This is a genomic window from Acidovorax sp. Root219 (assembly GCF_001428665.1).
Lineage (GTDB): Bacteria > Pseudomonadota > Gammaproteobacteria > Burkholderiales > Burkholderiaceae_C > Acidovorax.
The window spans coordinates 208136-223436 of sequence record NZ_LMIJ01000024.1 but is presented as its reverse complement, the minus strand read 5'-3'; the positions used below and the strand labels follow the sequence as shown (position 1 = coordinate 223436).

The following is a 15301-nucleotide window of genomic DNA, read 5'->3' as shown; positions in this document are numbered from 1 at the left end:
CACCGAGCCCGCAGCGATCCTGGCTACCCTGGGGTTTTCACTTAAACAAATGAATTAGACATTAACGAATTTATTGCCTATGATCAGGAAATTCTGTTTAGATGAATGCATTCCACTAAACCAAATCAACCGGTACCACCCATGAGCACCAAGACCTTCGCCTCCGCCGCCGACCTGGAAGTCAAGCAGGTGAGCTTCGACAAGCTCTCCGAGCACGCCTACGCCTACACCGCCGAGGGCGACCCCAACACCGGCATCATCATTGGCGACGACGCGGTGATGGTGATCGACACGNGCTGTCCCACTACCACGCGGTGCGCGTGCTGGGCGCCAGCGCCTACGGGGCCGAGCACATCATCGCCAGCGAGGACACGCGCGATTTGATCGTCGAGCGCGGCCAGTTCGACAAGGACAGCGAGATCGGCCGCTTTCCGCGCCTGTTCCAGAATGTGGAAAGCGTGCCGGACGGCCTGACCTGGCCGACCATGACCTTCAACAAGAAGATGACGCTGTGGCTCGGAAAGCTCGAAGTGCAGATCCTGCAGCTGGGCCGCNNCCTGGTGGAATTCGGTGCCACGCCGTATGCGGGCGATGCCTACTTCAAGGACTGGCCACAGACCCTGGACAACCTGGCGGCGCTGAAGCCCGAGAAGCTGGTGCCCGGACGCGGCGCCGCGCTGCAGACCCCGGCGCAGGTGCAGGAAGGCTTGGCGGGCACGCGCGCTTTCATCAGCGACCTGTACGAGAGCGTCAAGGCCAGCGCCGCCCAAGGCGAAGACCTGCGCAAGGTGTACGAAGCCACCTTCGCCAAACTGCAGCCCAAGTACGGCCACTGGGTGATCTTCAACCACTGCATGCCGTTCGACGTGACGCGGGCCTATGACGAAGCCACGCAGTACCCGGACCCGCGCATCTGGACGGCGGAGCGCGACGTGCAGATGTGGAAGTCGCTGGAAGGCTGAGCGCCTGCCGCAATGGAGGAGACAACCACCATGCCAACAAATAACTCTGCACCACCCGCATTCGGCGGCACCGGCGCCCAGGTACAGGCCATCGAATTCGCCTACCAGCGCTCCCCCGACCAGGACGCCCCGGCCCCCGCGCAGCACCCCATCGTGGTGGTGGGCGCCGGGCCCGTGGGCCTGTCGCTGGCCATCGACCTGGCGCAGCGCGGCCAGCGGGTGGTGGTGCTGGACAATGACTGCAAGCTGTCCACCGGCTCGCGCGCCATCTGCTTTGCCAAGCGCACCCTGGAGATCTGGGACCGCCTGGGCGTGGGCCAGCGCATGGTGGACAAGGGCGTCTCGTGGAACGTGGGCAAGGTGTTCTTCCACGACGCGCCGCTGTACGAGTTCAACCTGCTGCCCGAAGAAGGGCACGAACGGCCGGCCTTCATCAACCTGCAGCAGTACTACGCCGAGGCCTACCTGGTGGAGCGGGCGCTGCAGTTGCCCAACATCGAACTGCGCTGGCACAACAAGGTGGCGGGCGTGGCGCCGCGCGACGACGGTGCGCTGCTCACCGTGGAGACCCCCGAGGGCGCCTACCGGATCGACGCACAGTGGGTCGCCGCCTGCGATGGCTCGCGCTCGCCGATGCGGCAGATGATGGGACTGGAAAGCAAGGGCCGCACCTTCCAGGACCGCTTTTTGATCGCCGACGTGAAGATGGCCAGCAACGCCGACTTCCCGACCGAGCGCTGGTTCTGGTTCGACCCGCCCTTCCACCCCAACCAGAGCGTGCTGCTGCACAGCCAGCCCGACAATGTCTGGCGCATCGACTTCCAGCTGGGCTGGAACGCCGACCCCGAGGAAGAGAAAAAGCCCGAGAACATCCTGCCGCGCGTGCGCGCCCTGCTCGGGCCCGATGCGCAGTTCGAGCTTGAATGGGCCAGCGTCTACACCTTTGCCTGCCTGCGCATGGACCGCTTCGTGCATGGCCGCGTGGTGTTTGCCGGAGACAGCGCGCACGGCGTGTCGCCCTTTGGCGCACGTGGTGCCAACAGCGGCGTGCAGGACGCCGAAAACCTGGCCTGGAAGCTCGACTGGGTGCTGCGCGGCCGAGCCGTCGAACAACTGCTGGCCACCTACGGCTCCGAGCGCGAGTACGCGGCCGACGAGAACATCGCCAACTCGACCCGCGCCACCGACTTCATCACGCCCAAGAGCGAGATCAGCCGCCTGTTCCGCGACGCCGCGCTGGAGCTGGCGCGCGAGCACCCGTTTGCGCGCCGCATCGTCAACAGCGGGCGCCTGTCGGTGCCGGCCACGCTGCGCGGTTCGCAGCTCAACACGCCCGACGTGGACACCTTTGCCGGCACCCAGGTGCCCGGCGCCGTGCTGCTCGACGCACCGGTGCTGCAGGGCGGCCAGAGTACCTGGATGCTGCGCACGCTGGGGGCGGACTTCACCTTGCTGGTGTTCGGCACGGCCCCGGCCTGGGCCACCGCACTGCCCCAGGTGAAGCTGCTGCGGGTGGGCACCGACCTGCAGGACCCCCAGGGCCTGCTGGCTCAGCGCCTGGATGCACAGCCCGGCACGACCTACCTGGTGCGGCCCGACCAGCATGTGTGCGCGCGCTGGCGCAGCCTGGATGAAGCCGCCGTGCGCGCCGCGCTGGCGCGTGCCACGGCGTCGCTCCGCAGCCAGCCTGCAGCCGCGCCTGCCGACCTCGCAACCGCCTGAACCAGGAGCCATGAGCATGCTCGATACCCAGCCCCATATGCAGGACTGCGACGACTTCTACGAGTCCCTGATCGCCAGCCACAATGGTCTCACCCCGCCCGAGAGCCACGCGATGAATGCCCGACTCATCCTGCTGCTGGCCAACCACATCGGCGACCAGGCCACGCTGCTGCAGGCGCTGCAGCTGGCGCGCGGCACCACGGTGCCCACCGGCGCTGCGGACATGGCGCCCGTGACTCCGGTCGCCCCGGTACACGCTGCGGCCTGACGCCACCCACAACCGCCCACCCACCATTCAGCCACCGCGCAAGCCCTGCAAAGACAGGGCCTGCGGCGCCGCTGTGCCCGACCCAAGCCATCCATCCTTTGACCACCGGAGACAAACCACCATGCTGCGCAAACACTTCCTCGCCACCCTCGCGGGCCTGGCACTCACGCCCCTCGCCCTGCATGCACAGGACAACAGCAAGCCCCTGGAATGGGTGGTCGGCTATGCGGCCGGAGGGGGCTCGGACATCGTGGCCCGCACCATCGCAGAGTCCATGGGTGCCAGCCTGGGCCGCCCCGTCATCATCAACAACAAGCCCGGCGCGGGCACCAACATCGCGGCCGACTATGCCGCGCGCAACAAGGATTTCGGCAACCTGATCTTCTCGGCCGATTTCGCCACGCTGGCGGCCAACCCCTTCCTGTTCAGCAAGCTGAGCTACAACGCCGAGAAAGACTTCCAGCCCGTGGGCCTGCTGGTGCGTTTTCCGATGTTCCTCGTGGTCTCGAACAACGTGCCCGCCAAGAACCTCAAGGAGTTCATGGCCTGGGCCAAGGGCAACGCCGATGGCGTGAACTGGGCGTCGGCCGGCCCCGGCAGCCCGCACCACCTGGTGGGCGAGCTGTTCCGCGAGCAAAGCGGGCTCAAGCTCACCCATGTACCCTACCGCGGCGCGGCACCGGCCATCCAGGACGTGATCGGCGGCCAGGTGCCCGCGATGTGGATCGACAGCGCCACGGTCTACCCCTTCCTTGCCACGAACAAGGTGCGCGCCATCGGCGTGGCCAGCCCGCAGCGCGTGGCGACCATGCCCGACGTGGCCACCATCCAGGAGCAGGGGCTGCAGGGATTCGAAGGCTATGCATGGCAAGGGCTGGTGGCCCCCACGGGCACTTCGGCCGAGGCCGTGGCCCAGTTCAGCAAGGCGCTGCAGACCGCCCTGGCCGATACGCGCACGCGCGCGCGCCTGCAGGCCCTGGGTGTGGAGCCCCTGCCCGGCACCCCGGCCCAGATGGGCAGCTATGCGCGCGCCGAGCGAGAAAAATGGGGCCGCGTGATTGCCAAGGTCGGCGTCAAGCTCGATTGAGCCACAGGCTCAGGCCTGGTCGCGCAGGGCGCGGGCACGCTGCCGGCGGCGCCCGCGTTGCAGCACGGGCGCGAGCCACAGGGCCTGCACCGCTGCATAACCCAGTACGGCGAGGACCAAGCCCAGCACCGGCAGGCCGACCAGCAGCGGCGTGCCCAGCGCCTGCATCCACTCGGCCAGCGCCTGCACGCTGAAGGCGCCTGCCGGGCCGGCCGCATTGAAGGCCGGCAGCGACTGCTCGCCGGGCAGCACCAGCGAGCCCACCTGGAAGGCCAGCACATACAGCGGCACGGTGGTCAAGGGGTTCGTATAGAAGGTGGTGACGCCGCCGGCCACCACGTTGCCGCGCAGCCACGCGCAGGCGCCGACCGCGCCCACCAATTGCAGCGGGCCGGGAATGAGCCCGCAGAACAGGCCGGCGGCGACCCCGCGTGCCAGCGGCTCGCGCTGGAAGCGGAACAGCGCACGCTGCTCCATCCACGGCACGGCACGGGCCAATGCCGTGCGTGCCAACTGGTCTCGCACACTCGGCTCCAGGTGGCGCAGCTTGCGGCGCAGGGTGCTCAGCATCCGCATGGGCGGGCCGTCACCAGCTGAAGGCCGCTGCGGTGGCCAGGCCCCACAGCGTGGCCAGGGCCGTGAGCAGGCCCACGTCGCGCCGGTCGTTGCCCAGGCGCCAGGCCATCAGGGCCGTGCCCGCCAGGGCCACCATCAGGGTGAGCATCACCGATTCGATCATGTCCATGGCCGGTCTCCTTCAAGGCTTGGGAGGCTCAGCAGCCGGTGGGCTGCCGGCCGAGCTGCGCAGCGACAGGACGATGGAGCCGGCAATCAGGCCCGCGGTGACCAGCAGAGCGTAGCCGATCGGGATCTTCACCAGGTCGATGAGCAGCATCTTGCCGCCGATGAACACCAGCACCAGGGCCAGGCCATAGGCCAGCAGGTGGAAGCGGTCGGCCAGGTCGGCCAGCAGGAAGTACAGCGCACGCAGGCCCAGGATGGCGAAGATGTTGGCCGTGAGCACGATGAACGGGTCGCTGGTGATCGCGAAGATGGCCGGGATGCTGTCCACCGCGAAGATGATGTCCGTGGTGCCGATCAGGATCAGCACCACGAACAGCGGCGTGTAGTGCTTGACGCCGTTGATGCTGGTGGTCAGCTTCTCGCCGTCGAACACGTCGGCGATGCGGATGCGCTTGCGCAGAAAGCGCAGCACCGGGTTGGTCGCGATGTCGGGCTCCTGGCCGGCGGCGAACCACATCTTGGCACCCGTGAACACCAGGAAGGCGCCGAACACGTAGAGCAGCCAGTGGAACGAGGCCAGCAGCCAGGCGCCTGCCAGGATCAGCAGCGTGCGCAGTACGATGGCGCCGATGATGCCTATGATCAGCGCGCGCTTCTGGTGCTGTGGAGGTACCGCAAAGTAGCTGAACAGCATCAGGAAGACGAAGATGTTGTCGATGGACAGGCTCTTTTCCACCAGGTAGCCGGTGATGAACTGCATCGACACGGTGTTGGCCACCTCGCGGCCCTGGCTGCCGTCCAGGTACCACCACAGGCCGGCCACGAACACGAAGGCCAGCGAGAACCACAGGGCGCTCCATTTCAGGGCTTCCTTGGTCGTGACCTTGTGCGCGCCCTGGCGCTCCATGACCAATAGGTCGATGCCGATGGCCACGACCACAAAGACGGCAAACCCCGCCCACATCCACCAGGTTCCGATTGTTTCCATGATGTTCTGATCCTTCGCGCGATGGCGTCAGCGCCGCGAACGCGGCAGGGGTGGCAGGCCCGGGGTCGGGGTGGACAGGGGACGGGGGGCGGCATGGCGCATGGGTTCTCTCCGGTGCGGTCAGTTGGGAATTTCAGGGCAAGCCCGCACTGTAGGGATGCTTTTGCATCTTAAAAACCTGTCTTCACGGTACTATGGGTTCGGTTTTTACGAACCAAATATTCTCCACGCCCATACCCCTTCAGCCTGTTGGGATACGCAACACCATGAGCCAGAGCTTCAACTACCGCCACCTGTATTACTTCTGGGTGGTCGCCAAGGAGGGCGGTATCGCGCGCGCCGCCGAGCGGCTGGACATGGCCGTGCAGACCATCAGCGCGCAGGTGCGCCTGCTGGAGCAGGCCTTGGGCACCAGCCTGCTGCGCACCGAGGGGCGCAGCCTGGTGCTCACCGAGGCGGGCGTGGCCGCGCTGCACGAGGCCGACCAGATCTTTGCGCTGGGCGAGCAGTTGACCCACCGCGTGCGCGAGGCCGCCAGCGGCCGGACGCTGCGGCTGAACCTGGGCATCTCCGACGGCATCGCCAAGCTGGCCATGCACCGGCTGCTGACGCCGGTGCTCGACGAGCCGCACCTGCGCCTGCTGTGCCACGAGGGGGAATTCCAGCCGCTGCTCGGCGAGCTCGCGCTGCACAAGCTCGACGCGGTGCTGGCCGACCGCGCCGCGCCGCCGAACCCGGCCCTCAAAACCACCAGCCAACTGCTGGGCACGAGTGCCGTGGCCTGGTACGCGCCGCCTGTGTGGGCCGAAGCGGCGGCCCGGCAGTTTCCGCAAAGCCTGGCCGTGGTGCCAGTGCTGCTGCCCACCGACCACGCCGCCATGCGCGCGCGCATCGACCACTGGCTGGAGCGCGAACGCATCCGCCCGCGCATTGCCGGCGAGTTCGAGGACAGCGCCCTGCTGAGCACCTTTGCCGCCACGGGCATGGGCGTGATGCCGGCCCCCGTGACAGTGGGCGCACACCTGCTCAAGACCCACGGCCTGGTGCAGGTGGGCTCCACGCCCGACGTGCAGGAGCAGTTCCACTTGATCTACAACGCGCGCAAGGTCATGCACCCGCTGCTCACGCGGCTGCTGGAGGCGGCGCAGGGCGGTGCGCTGCTTACTTCGTAAAACGGCCGTCGCGGCCCATCATCAGCAGATCAACAAACTTGCCCGAGCTGTGCTGCGTGGCCGATAGCTCCACGGGGTAGCCGCCCAGGTTCACGCTCTTCATCGACTCCATGGCCTGCACCAGTCCTGCGCGCGTGGGCTTGGCGCCGGCGCGCTGCAGCGCTTCGACCAGGAAGCGGGCGGAGATGAAGCCCTCCATCTGGCTGAAGGTGTACTCGGTGATGCCCTTGGCCTTGGCCAGGGTCTGGAACTCGCGCGAGATCGGCATGCTCTGGTTCCACGGCGAGGGCACGACCTGCGAGACCACGATGCCCCGTGCGCGTTCTCCGAGGGCCTTGACCAGTTGCGCGTTGCTGATCACCGAGAGCATGTAGAACGTGGTGCGGTGGCCGGCCGCCAGGTAGGCATCGACGAAATCCACGCTGGGCTTGCCCGCGCTGATGACGATGATGGCCTGGGGCGCGGCCTTGGCCACCACAGCCACGGCGTCGGCCATCTTCGAGCCGTCCACCTCCAGCGGGGCCTGGGCCACAAGTTCCACCTTGTGGTTCTTGACCGACTTCTCGACCGAGGCCAGGCCGCCGGTGCCGAAGGGGTTGTTGAGGTAGACCGCCGCGATGCGCGCGATGCCCACCGAGGCCAGTTGCTTGACCGTGGCATCGAGCTCGGCGGCATAGCCGGCCTTGATGTTGAAGACGTAGCGGCTGCCGGCCTGGCGCAGGCCGTCGGAGCCCGTGAACGGCGCGATGAAGGGCACGCCGCGCTCCTCTGCAATCGGCAGGGCGGCCAGGGCCGGGGGCGTGCCGGCGTACTGGAACAGCGCGAGCACCTTGTCCTCGTCGATCAGCTTCTTCGTGTTCTCGGCCGCCTTCTTGGGGTCGTAGGCATCGTCGATGGCCACCACGCGGATCTTGCGGCCGCGCACGCCGCCCGAGGCATTGACGTGGTCGAAATACAGGGCCGAGCCCTGGCGCACTTCGCTGGTCAGTGCCGCGAGCGGACCGCTCAACTGGCACGACTGGCCGATGACGATCTCGCCGTCGGTCACGCCCGCGCTGTCCTGGGCCCAGGCCGTTCCGGTGGCCCAGCCCAGGGCCATTGCGAGTGCGGTGCGCCGGCGGGCGGCACCCGCGCGTGAGAGGGGTTGAACTCCTGCTGCTGCCATGTTGTCTTGTCTCCTGTCGTCTTTATGGTTCTTCATCACAACGCAAAAACCTTCCGGTGCCAGGCCTGGCATGCGGAAGGATGGAATAACGGGGCTGCCGCCGCGTCACGCAGCAGCCCTGGGAGCGCGCTGGCGCTCCCCGAAAAAATCTCAGGCCACCTCGGCCGGGGCGTGCGCAGCCCCGCCCATGCCCAGGTAGGTGTCGATGATGCGGCGGTCGTTGAGCAGATCCTGCGCGGCACCCGTGAGCGCCACGGCGCCCATTTCGAGCACGTAGGCCCGATCGGCCACGCGCAGCGCGGCGCGCGCGTTCTGCTCCACCAGCAGCACCGACACGCCATGCGCCCGCAGCGAAGACACCACCTGCAGCACCTCGCGCACGATGAGCGGGGCCAGGCCGAGCGAGGGCTCGTCGAGCATCAACAGGCGCGGGCGCGCCATCAGCGCACGGCCGATGGCCAGCATCTGGCGCTCGCCGCCCGAGAGCGTGGAGGCCAGTTGCGGGCGGCGCTCGCGCAGGCGCGGGAAGATCTCGAACACCTCGTCCATGCGCTGCGCCTGGTCGCGCTGGCCACGGCGCCAGCGCGAAAAACCGCCCAGCAGCAGGTTGTCCTCCACCGACATCTCGCCAAACAGCTCGCGCTTTTCGGGCACCAGGGCCACGCCGCGCGCCACCATGGCTTCCACGCTGGGGCGCACGATGCGCTCGCCGGCCAGGGTGATGGCGCCGGTGGCCGGCAAGAGGCCCATGGCCGCGCACAGCAAGGTGGTCTTGCCCGCGCCGTTGGGGCCGATGACGGTGACGATCTCGCCCTCGTTCACCTCGAGCCGGACCTGGTGGACGGCTTCCACCTGGCCATAGGAGACGCTCAGGTCCTGGAGTTGCAGCAAGGCGGTCATGCGGTGGCTCCTTCAGTGGCAGCGGCGGGCAGGTCGTCATCGGCACCGCCCAGGTAGGCATCGAGCACGCGCTGGTTGCTCTGCACCTGTGCGGGCGTGCCCTCGGCGATCACGGTGCCGAACTCCAGCACGGTGATGCGGTCGGCCAGGTTCATCACGAACTCCATGTCGTGCTCCACCACTAGGATGCCCAGGCCCTCGGCGCGCAGCTGGCGCAGCAGATCGGCCAGGGCCTTCTTTTCCAGGTGGCGCAGGCCGGCGGCAGGCTCGTCGAGCAGCAGGATGGCCGGCTGGCCGGCCAGGGCGCGCGCGATCTCCACGATGCGCTGTTGCCCCAAGGCCAGCGAGGCGGCGGGCGCGTCGGCATGGGCGTCCAGGCCGCAGCGCTCGATCTGGCGGCGCGCCTCGGCCAGCAGGGCGGCTTCTTCGGCGCGGTCCAGCCGCAGCATCGAGGCCAGCCAGCCGCGGTGGGCGCGCTGGTGCGCGCCGAGGGCGACATTCTCGACCACGCTGCGCTGGCCCAGCAGGCGCACATGCTGGAAGGTGCGCGCCATGCCCAGGCGCGCAAAGGCGCGCGAGGGCCGGCGCAGCATGGCCTGGTCCACCAGGCGCACCTCGCCCTCGGTGGCGTCGTCCACGCCCGAGATCATGTTGAAGAAGGTGCTCTTGCCGGCACCGTTGGGGCCGATCAGCGCATGCACCTCCCCGGCCTTGACGTCCATGGAGACGTTGTTGTTGGCGACCAGCCCACCGAAGCGCTTGGTCACGTTGCGGGCCTGCAGCAGCACCGTGCCGGGCGTCGGCAGCGTGCGCTGCGCCAGTTGCATGGCCTGGCGCACGGCGCGCGGCGCCTCGCGGCGCAGCCAGCGCTCGCCCAGGCGGTTGAGCGTGGGCCACAGGCCGTCGGCAAAGCGCTGCAGCACGAAGACCATGAGCAGGCCGAAGACGATGACCTCGAAGTTGCCGCTGGTGCCCAGCAGCGAGGGCAGCACGTCCTGCAGCTTCTCCTTGAGCAGGGTGATCAGCGTGGCGCCCAGCACCGCGCCCCAGAGGTGGCCGGCGCCGCCGACCACGGCCATGAACAGGTACTCGATGCCGATGTTGAGGTTGAACGGCGTGGGGCTCACGAAGCGCTGCAAATGCGCATACAGCCAGCCCGAGATGGCCGCCAGCAGCGCCGCCAGCACGAAGAGCTTGATGCGGTAGTGCGCCGTGTCCACCCCCATGGACTCGGCCATCACCCGGCCGCCCTTGAGCGCACGGATGGCGCGGCCCTCGCGCGAATCGAGCAGGTTGTGCAGCAGCCACAGCGACACCAGCAGCACCGTCCAGATCAGCACGCCGATGGCGCGCGGCGAGGCCAGCGAGAAGCCCGCCACCACCAGCGGGGGGACGCCGGTGATGCCGGTCTGCCCGCCGAGGAACTCCATGTTGCCGAACAGGTAGTACAGCGACAAGCCCCAGGCGATGGTGCACAGCGGCAGGTAGTGGCCCGAGAGTTTGAGCGTGACCGACCCCAGGCCCCAGGCCAGCGCGAAGGTGACCAAAAGGCCCAGCACCAGTCCCACCCAAGGCAGGCCGGCCATACCGACGATGCCCGAGAGCGCCTGCACCGATGCGGGCGCGGTGCAGATCCAGGCCGTGGCATAGGCGCCGACGCCCACGAAGGCGGCCTGGCCAAACGAGGTCATGCCGCCCACGCCGGTGAGCATGACCAGCCCGGCCGCCACGATGGCGTACAGCCCGATGTAGCTGAGCATGACCACGGTGAAGTCGGGCAGCCAACCCCAGCACAGGGCCAGCAGCGCCACGCCGGCCAGGGTGAGCTGGGTGCGCGTGACGATGCCGCGCGATGTGGGTGCGGCTTGTGCGCTGGCGGCCATATCGGTCTTGACGGGCGTGCTCATTCCTCATCCTCCACATGGCGGCTGTTGAGCGAGCGCCACCACAGCACGGGCACGATCAGGGTGAACACGAGAACCTCCTTGTAGGCACTGGCCCAGAACGAGGCGAAGGCCTCCAGCTGCCCCACCAGCAGGGCACCGGCCAGCGCCATGGGGTAGCTGGCCAGCCCGCCCACGATGGCCGCGACGAAGCCCTTCAAGCCAATCAGGAAACCCGTGTCGTAGTACACGGTGGTGAGCGGCGCGATCAACAGGCCCGAGACGGCGCCGATCAGCGCGGCCAGGGCAAAGCTCACGTCGCCCGAGAGTTCGGTGGGGATGCCCATGAGGCGCGCCCCCACGCGGTTGATGGCCGTGGCGCGCAGCGCCTTGCCGACCATGGAGCGGCCGAAGAACAGGAACAGCAGCATCACCAGCGCCAGCGTGACGCCCAGCACCACCAGCGACTGACCCGAGACGGGGATGCCACCGAGGTCAAAGCGCGCCTCGGAGAACGGCGGCGTGCGCGAACCCTCGGCACCGAAGAACAGCAGGCCCAGGCCCACCAGCACGCCATGCAGCGCCACCGAGACGATGAGCAGCATCAGCACCGTGGCATCGGCCAGCGGCCTGAAGGCCAGGCGGTACAGCAGCGGCCCCATGGGCGTGATGAGCACCAGCGTGGAAAAGGCCTGCATGCCCAGCGAGGTTGGCCGCAGCCCGAGGATCAGCCCGGCGGCCACCAGCGGCAGCACCAGGCACCACACCACCGTGGCGGACCAGTTCACGGGGCTGCCGCGCCGAAAGCGCACCACCTCGACAAGCAGCACCACCGCGGCCATGCCCAGCAGCAGCCACAGCGTGGCGGGAATGCGCCCGCCCTGCATCATGGCCATGGTCAGCGCCCCGAAGGCCACGAACTCGCCCTGGGGGATGAAGATCACCCGGGTCACGGAAAAAACCAGCACCAGCGCCAGCGCCATCAGTCCATAGATGGCGCCATTGACAATGCCGTCCTGCCCCAGCAGCAGGGCGATCTGCAAATCCATATTCGGCTTTCTTTCACAAGGCAGACACGCCGCAGGCTGCGGGGACCAGCTCCCCGCAAACGCATACGCGCCTGTATCTCAATCCAAGCGCTCCCCGGCGCTACCTAGCGCCCCAACCAAAGCAGTGACGGGGCGAAAGCCAGCGCTCCCGCGCAAGGGCCGCCCCGCCGCGCTGGGAGCGTCCCCCTGGGGGGAAGGCGCGCAGCGCCTCAGGGGGGAGTCAAGGCTGGTATTTCCAGGTGCCGTTCTCGATCTTGACCATCACGCGGGCGCGCTGGTCCAGGCCCAGGTGGTCGTTCTCGGACATGTTGAAGATGCCGTGCGCGCCGGGCACTTCCTTGATCTGCTCCAGCGCATCGCGCAGGGCGGCACGGAACTCGACGGTGCCGGGCTTGGCCTTCTTGAGGGCGACGGGCACGGCGGCGGCCATCAGCACGCCGGCATCCCAGCCGTGGGCACCGAAGGTGGAGACGCTGTCCTTGCCGTTGGCGGCCTCATAGGCGGCCACGTAGGCGCTGGCCGACTTCTTCACCGGGTGCGAAGCGGGCAGTTGCGAGGCCACGAGCACGGGACCGGAGGGCAGGAAGGTGCCTTCCACATCCTTGCCACCCACGCGCAGGAAGTCGGCATTGGCCACGCCATGGGTCTGGTAGACCTTGCCGGTGAAGCCGCGCTCCTTGAGCGCCTTCTGGGGCAGCGCGGCCGGCGTGCCGGAGCCGGCGATCAGCACGGCATCGGGCTTGGCCGAGATCATCTTCAGGGTCTGGCCGGTCACCGAGGTGTCGGTGCGCGCATAGCGCTCGTTGGCCACGATCTGGATCTTCTTGATGGCGGCGGCCTTGCCGAACTCCTGGTACCAGCCTTCGCCGTAGGCATCGGCAAAGCCGATGAAGGCCACGGTCTTGATGCCGGCGTTGGCCATGTGGTCGACGATGGCCAGCGACATCATGATGTCGTTCTGCGGGGTCTTGAAGACCCACTTCTTCTTGGCATCCATGGGCTCGACGATGCGCGCCGAGGCGGCCATGGAGATCATGGGCGTCTGCGCCTCGGCCACCACGTCGATCATGGCCAGCGAGTTGGGCGTGGTGCTCGATCCCAGGATGATGTCGACCTTGCTTTCGCTGATCAGCTTGCGCGTGTTGCCCACGGCGGTGGTGGTGTCCGACGCGTCGTCGAGCACGATGTAGTTGACCTTCTGGCCGCCGATGGTGCGCGGCATCAGGGCGATGGTGTTCTTCTCGGGAATGCCCAGCGATGCGGCGGGGCCGGTGGCCGACACCGTGACGCCGACGGTGATGTCGGCCAGGGCAGCGCCGCAGGCCATGGCGGCAGCAGCGGCCACCAGCGCGAGTTGTGCAAAACGGAATTTCATGCTTTGTCTCCTGTGGATCATTGTGAAAGAAAGAGGTCAGCGCCGAGCATGGCTCCGGCGCTCAGCTGGCTCTTGGTGGCCGCTTGGGAATACACGACATGCGTGGTGCACGCATTGTCATGGACGGGGAGGCCTTTCGGCCAGTGGTGGGGGCATGCGCACGGCAGGAAACCCGCCAAAGAACAGATCGGCCACGATGGGCGCCATGGTCTCGTAGTCGAGCTCGCCATCGGGCTTGAGCCAGGTGAACATCCAGTTGATCATGCCGAACAGCAGCATGGTCAGCGCCTTGGTCAGCCCTGCGGCATCGGTGTCGGGGCGCATCTGTGCCAGCGCCTGGGCAAAGACGGCCACCACGGCGCGCTCCTTGCCGAGGATGCGTTCGCTGTCCTCGGGCTGCAGAAAGCGCACGTCCTCGGTCAGCACGCGGTGGGCATGCTGGGCCTCGGCGTATTCCTCGACGAAGCGGTGGATCAGCTCGCGCAGCCGCGCCTCGGGTTCGAGCTGCTTGCCCTGCACCTCGTCCACCAGGGCCTGCAGGCGCGAGACATGGCCGTCGGCGATGTGCACGAGCAGGTTGTACTTGTCGCGAAAGTAGTGGTACAGCGTGGGCTTGGACAGGCCGCAGGCCTCGGCCACCTCGTTCATTGAGGTGGCGGGGTAGCCGCGGCGTGCAAACAGTTCGGCGGCATGGCGGAGGATCATTTCGCGCTGGTCGTCGTATCCGGGAGATCGTCCTCGGGCCATGGGCAGTTTTCCTTTGCATCCGGTAGTGAAGGGCCGCCATCTTGCCGCATGCCGACGCACAGGGGGCACGCTGGCGCCCATTCTCCCCAGGGAGAAGGCGCTGTAGGGCACTGCGGCAGCCGGGTTCATCACCGCTCGTCGAACGACAGCACCACGCTGTCGGTCAGGGGCCGGCACTGGCAGGTGAGGACGAAGCCGGCGGCCACGTCGGCCTTGTCGAGCGCGAAGTTGCGCTCCATGCGCACCTCGCCCTGCACGCACTTGGCACGGCAGGTGCCGCACACGCCGGACGTGCACGAGAAAGGCACCTCCAGCCCGGCGGCCGATGCGGCATCAAGGATGCTCGCCTGCCCGTCGGAGAAGGGGAACTCGCGCCTGAGGCCGTCGCGCACGATGGCGATGCGCGCGGTCTTGGCATCGCCGGGAAGTGCCTCGTGCACCACGGCCCCCACCTGCCCGCCTGCGGGCAGGGCCACGCCGAAGCGCTCCACGTGGATCCGCTCGGCCGGCACGCCGCCCGCCAGCAGCGCGGCCTCCGCCTCGTCGTTCATCTGGAACGGCCCGCAGATGAAGGCCTCGTCGATCCTCTGCGCGGGAATCAGGGCCTTGAGGAACTCGGCGAGCTTCTCGCGGTTCACGAAGCCCATGTTCAGCGGCGCATCGGTCTGCTCAGCCGAGAACACGTGGTGCAGCACCAGGCGCGTGAGGTAGCGGTTCTTGAGGTCTTCGATCTCCTCCTTGAACATGGTGGACTGCAGCGTGCGGTTGCCGTAGATCAGCGTGAAGCGGCTGCCGGGTTCGCGCGCCAGCACCGTCTTCATGATGGAGAGGATGGGCGTGATGCCGCTGCCACCCGCGATGCCCAGGTAGTGGCGCTGCGCCGCGGGCTGCAGCGGCACGAAGAAGCGGCCCTGCGGCGCCATGACCTGCAGGGTGTCGCCCACCTGCAGCTGGGCGTTGATCCAGTTGGAGAACACGCCGCCGTTGACCTTGCGCACGCCCACGCGCAGCTCGGCATCGTCGACACCGGCGCAGATGGAGTACGAGCGGCGCAGGTCCTGGCCGCCAATGTCGGTGCGCAGCGTGAGGTACTGGCCCTGGGTGAAGCCGAAGACCTCGCGCAGTTCGGGCGGCACGTCGAAGGAGACGATGACGGCCTCGGCCGTGTCGGGCTCGATGGCGCGCACGCGCAGGGGATGGAAGATGACGCTCATGTCGGTGTCTTGTAGGGGGGCGTGA

The 15301-nt window shown here is 67.8% G+C and carries 14 protein-coding genes and 3 pseudogenes; 7 read left to right on the top strand and 10 right to left on the bottom strand.

Translation table 11 applies throughout. From position 1 onward, the window contains the following. Window positions 1–141: 141 nt before the first annotated feature. From ASE28_RS33190 to ASE28_RS23105, 6 genes and pseudogenes are all read left to right on the top strand, one after another. Window positions 142–294 (top strand): annotated as a pseudogene (locus ASE28_RS33190) (MBL fold metallo-hydrolase); the annotation flags it as partial. A gap of 1 nt (window position 295) precedes the next feature. Then, window positions 296–554, top strand: a pseudogene (locus ASE28_RS33185) (MBL fold metallo-hydrolase); the annotation flags it as partial. A gap of 2 nt (window positions 555–556) precedes the next feature. Next, a pseudogene (locus tag ASE28_RS33180) lies at window positions 557–962 on the top strand (MBL fold metallo-hydrolase); the annotation flags it as partial. A gap of 30 nt (window positions 963–992) precedes the next feature. Continuing rightward, complete coding sequence (locus tag ASE28_RS23115; protein WP_057268627.1) at window positions 993–2684, top strand: FAD-dependent oxidoreductase; 1692 nt, start codon at window positions 993–995, stop codon at window positions 2682–2684. A 16-nt stretch (window positions 2685–2700) separates the two neighbouring features. Further along, window positions 2701–2952 carry a DUF2783 domain-containing protein gene (locus ASE28_RS23110; protein ID WP_200963985.1) on the top strand — a complete coding sequence of 84 codons (252 nt, stop codon included), beginning with the start codon at window positions 2701–2703 and terminating at the stop codon, window positions 2950–2952. Window positions 2953–3073: 121 nt separating this feature from the next. Beyond that, window positions 3074–4039, top strand: a complete 966-nt coding sequence (locus ASE28_RS23105; RefSeq protein WP_057268625.1) for a tripartite tricarboxylate transporter substrate binding protein — start codon at window positions 3074–3076, stop codon at window positions 4037–4039. A 9-nt stretch (window positions 4040–4048) separates the two neighbouring features. Here ASE28_RS23105 and ASE28_RS23100 read toward each other — a convergent pair whose 3' ends face one another. The 3 genes from ASE28_RS23100 to ASE28_RS23095 are packed head-to-tail and all read right to left on the bottom strand — an operon-like array spanning window position 4049 to window position 5771. Further along, a complete protein-coding gene (locus ASE28_RS23100; protein WP_235514726.1) occupies window positions 4049–4615 on the bottom strand; it encodes a DUF2062 domain-containing protein in 567 nt (188 codons plus the stop codon). Between the two features lie 10 nt (window positions 4616–4625). Further along, complete coding sequence (locus tag ASE28_RS32630; protein ID WP_164470727.1) at window positions 4626–4784, bottom strand: hypothetical protein; 159 nt, start codon at window positions 4782–4784, stop codon at window positions 4626–4628. A gap of 12 nt (window positions 4785–4796) precedes the next feature. Beyond that, a complete protein-coding gene (locus tag ASE28_RS23095; protein ID WP_057204049.1) occupies window positions 4797–5771 on the bottom strand; it encodes a TerC family protein in 975 nt (324 codons plus the stop codon). Between the two features lie 266 nt (window positions 5772–6037). Here ASE28_RS23095 and ASE28_RS23090 point away from each other — a divergent pair, with 266 nt between their 5' ends. After that, window positions 6038–6943 (top strand): LysR substrate-binding domain-containing protein, encoded by a 906-nt coding sequence (locus ASE28_RS23090; protein ID WP_057204048.1) that lies wholly within the window; start codon window positions 6038–6040, stop codon window positions 6941–6943. Here ASE28_RS23090 and ASE28_RS23085 read toward each other — a convergent pair. From ASE28_RS23085 to paaE, 7 genes are all read right to left on the bottom strand, one after another. Further along, entirely contained in the window at window positions 6933–8108 is a 1176-nt protein-coding gene (locus ASE28_RS23085; RefSeq protein WP_162262274.1) for an ABC transporter substrate-binding protein, read from the bottom strand. The genes ASE28_RS23090 and ASE28_RS23085 overlap by 11 nt on opposite strands. 150 nt (window positions 8109–8258) lie before the next feature. After that, entirely contained in the window at window positions 8259–9008 is a 750-nt protein-coding gene (locus ASE28_RS23080; RefSeq protein WP_057268623.1) for an ABC transporter ATP-binding protein, read from the bottom strand. Continuing rightward, window positions 9005–10915, bottom strand: coding sequence for an ATP-binding cassette domain-containing protein (locus ASE28_RS23075; protein ID WP_057268622.1), 1911 nt, complete (start codon window positions 10913–10915; stop codon window positions 9005–9007). Before ASE28_RS23075 ends, ASE28_RS23080 begins: the two co-directional genes overlap by 4 nt. Continuing rightward, a complete protein-coding gene (locus tag ASE28_RS23070) occupies window positions 10912–11940 on the bottom strand; it encodes a branched-chain amino acid ABC transporter permease (protein ID WP_057268621.1) in 1029 nt (342 codons plus the stop codon). Before ASE28_RS23070 ends, ASE28_RS23075 begins: the two co-directional genes overlap by 4 nt. Window positions 11941–12160: 220 nt before the next feature. Beyond that, window positions 12161–13315: an ABC transporter substrate-binding protein gene (locus tag ASE28_RS23065; protein ID WP_057204043.1), complete on the bottom strand. Its 1155-nt coding sequence runs from the start codon at window positions 13313–13315 to the stop codon at window positions 12161–12163. Window positions 13316–13432: 117 nt separating this feature from the next. Continuing rightward, complete coding sequence (locus ASE28_RS23060) at window positions 13433–14062, bottom strand: TetR/AcrR family transcriptional regulator (RefSeq protein WP_057268620.1); 630 nt, start codon at window positions 14060–14062, stop codon at window positions 13433–13435. A gap of 128 nt (window positions 14063–14190) precedes the next feature. Further along, a complete protein-coding gene (paaE, locus tag ASE28_RS23055) occupies window positions 14191–15276 on the bottom strand; it encodes a 1,2-phenylacetyl-CoA epoxidase subunit PaaE (RefSeq protein WP_057268619.1) in 1086 nt (361 codons plus the stop codon). Between the last annotated feature and the right edge of the window lie 25 nt (window positions 15277–15301).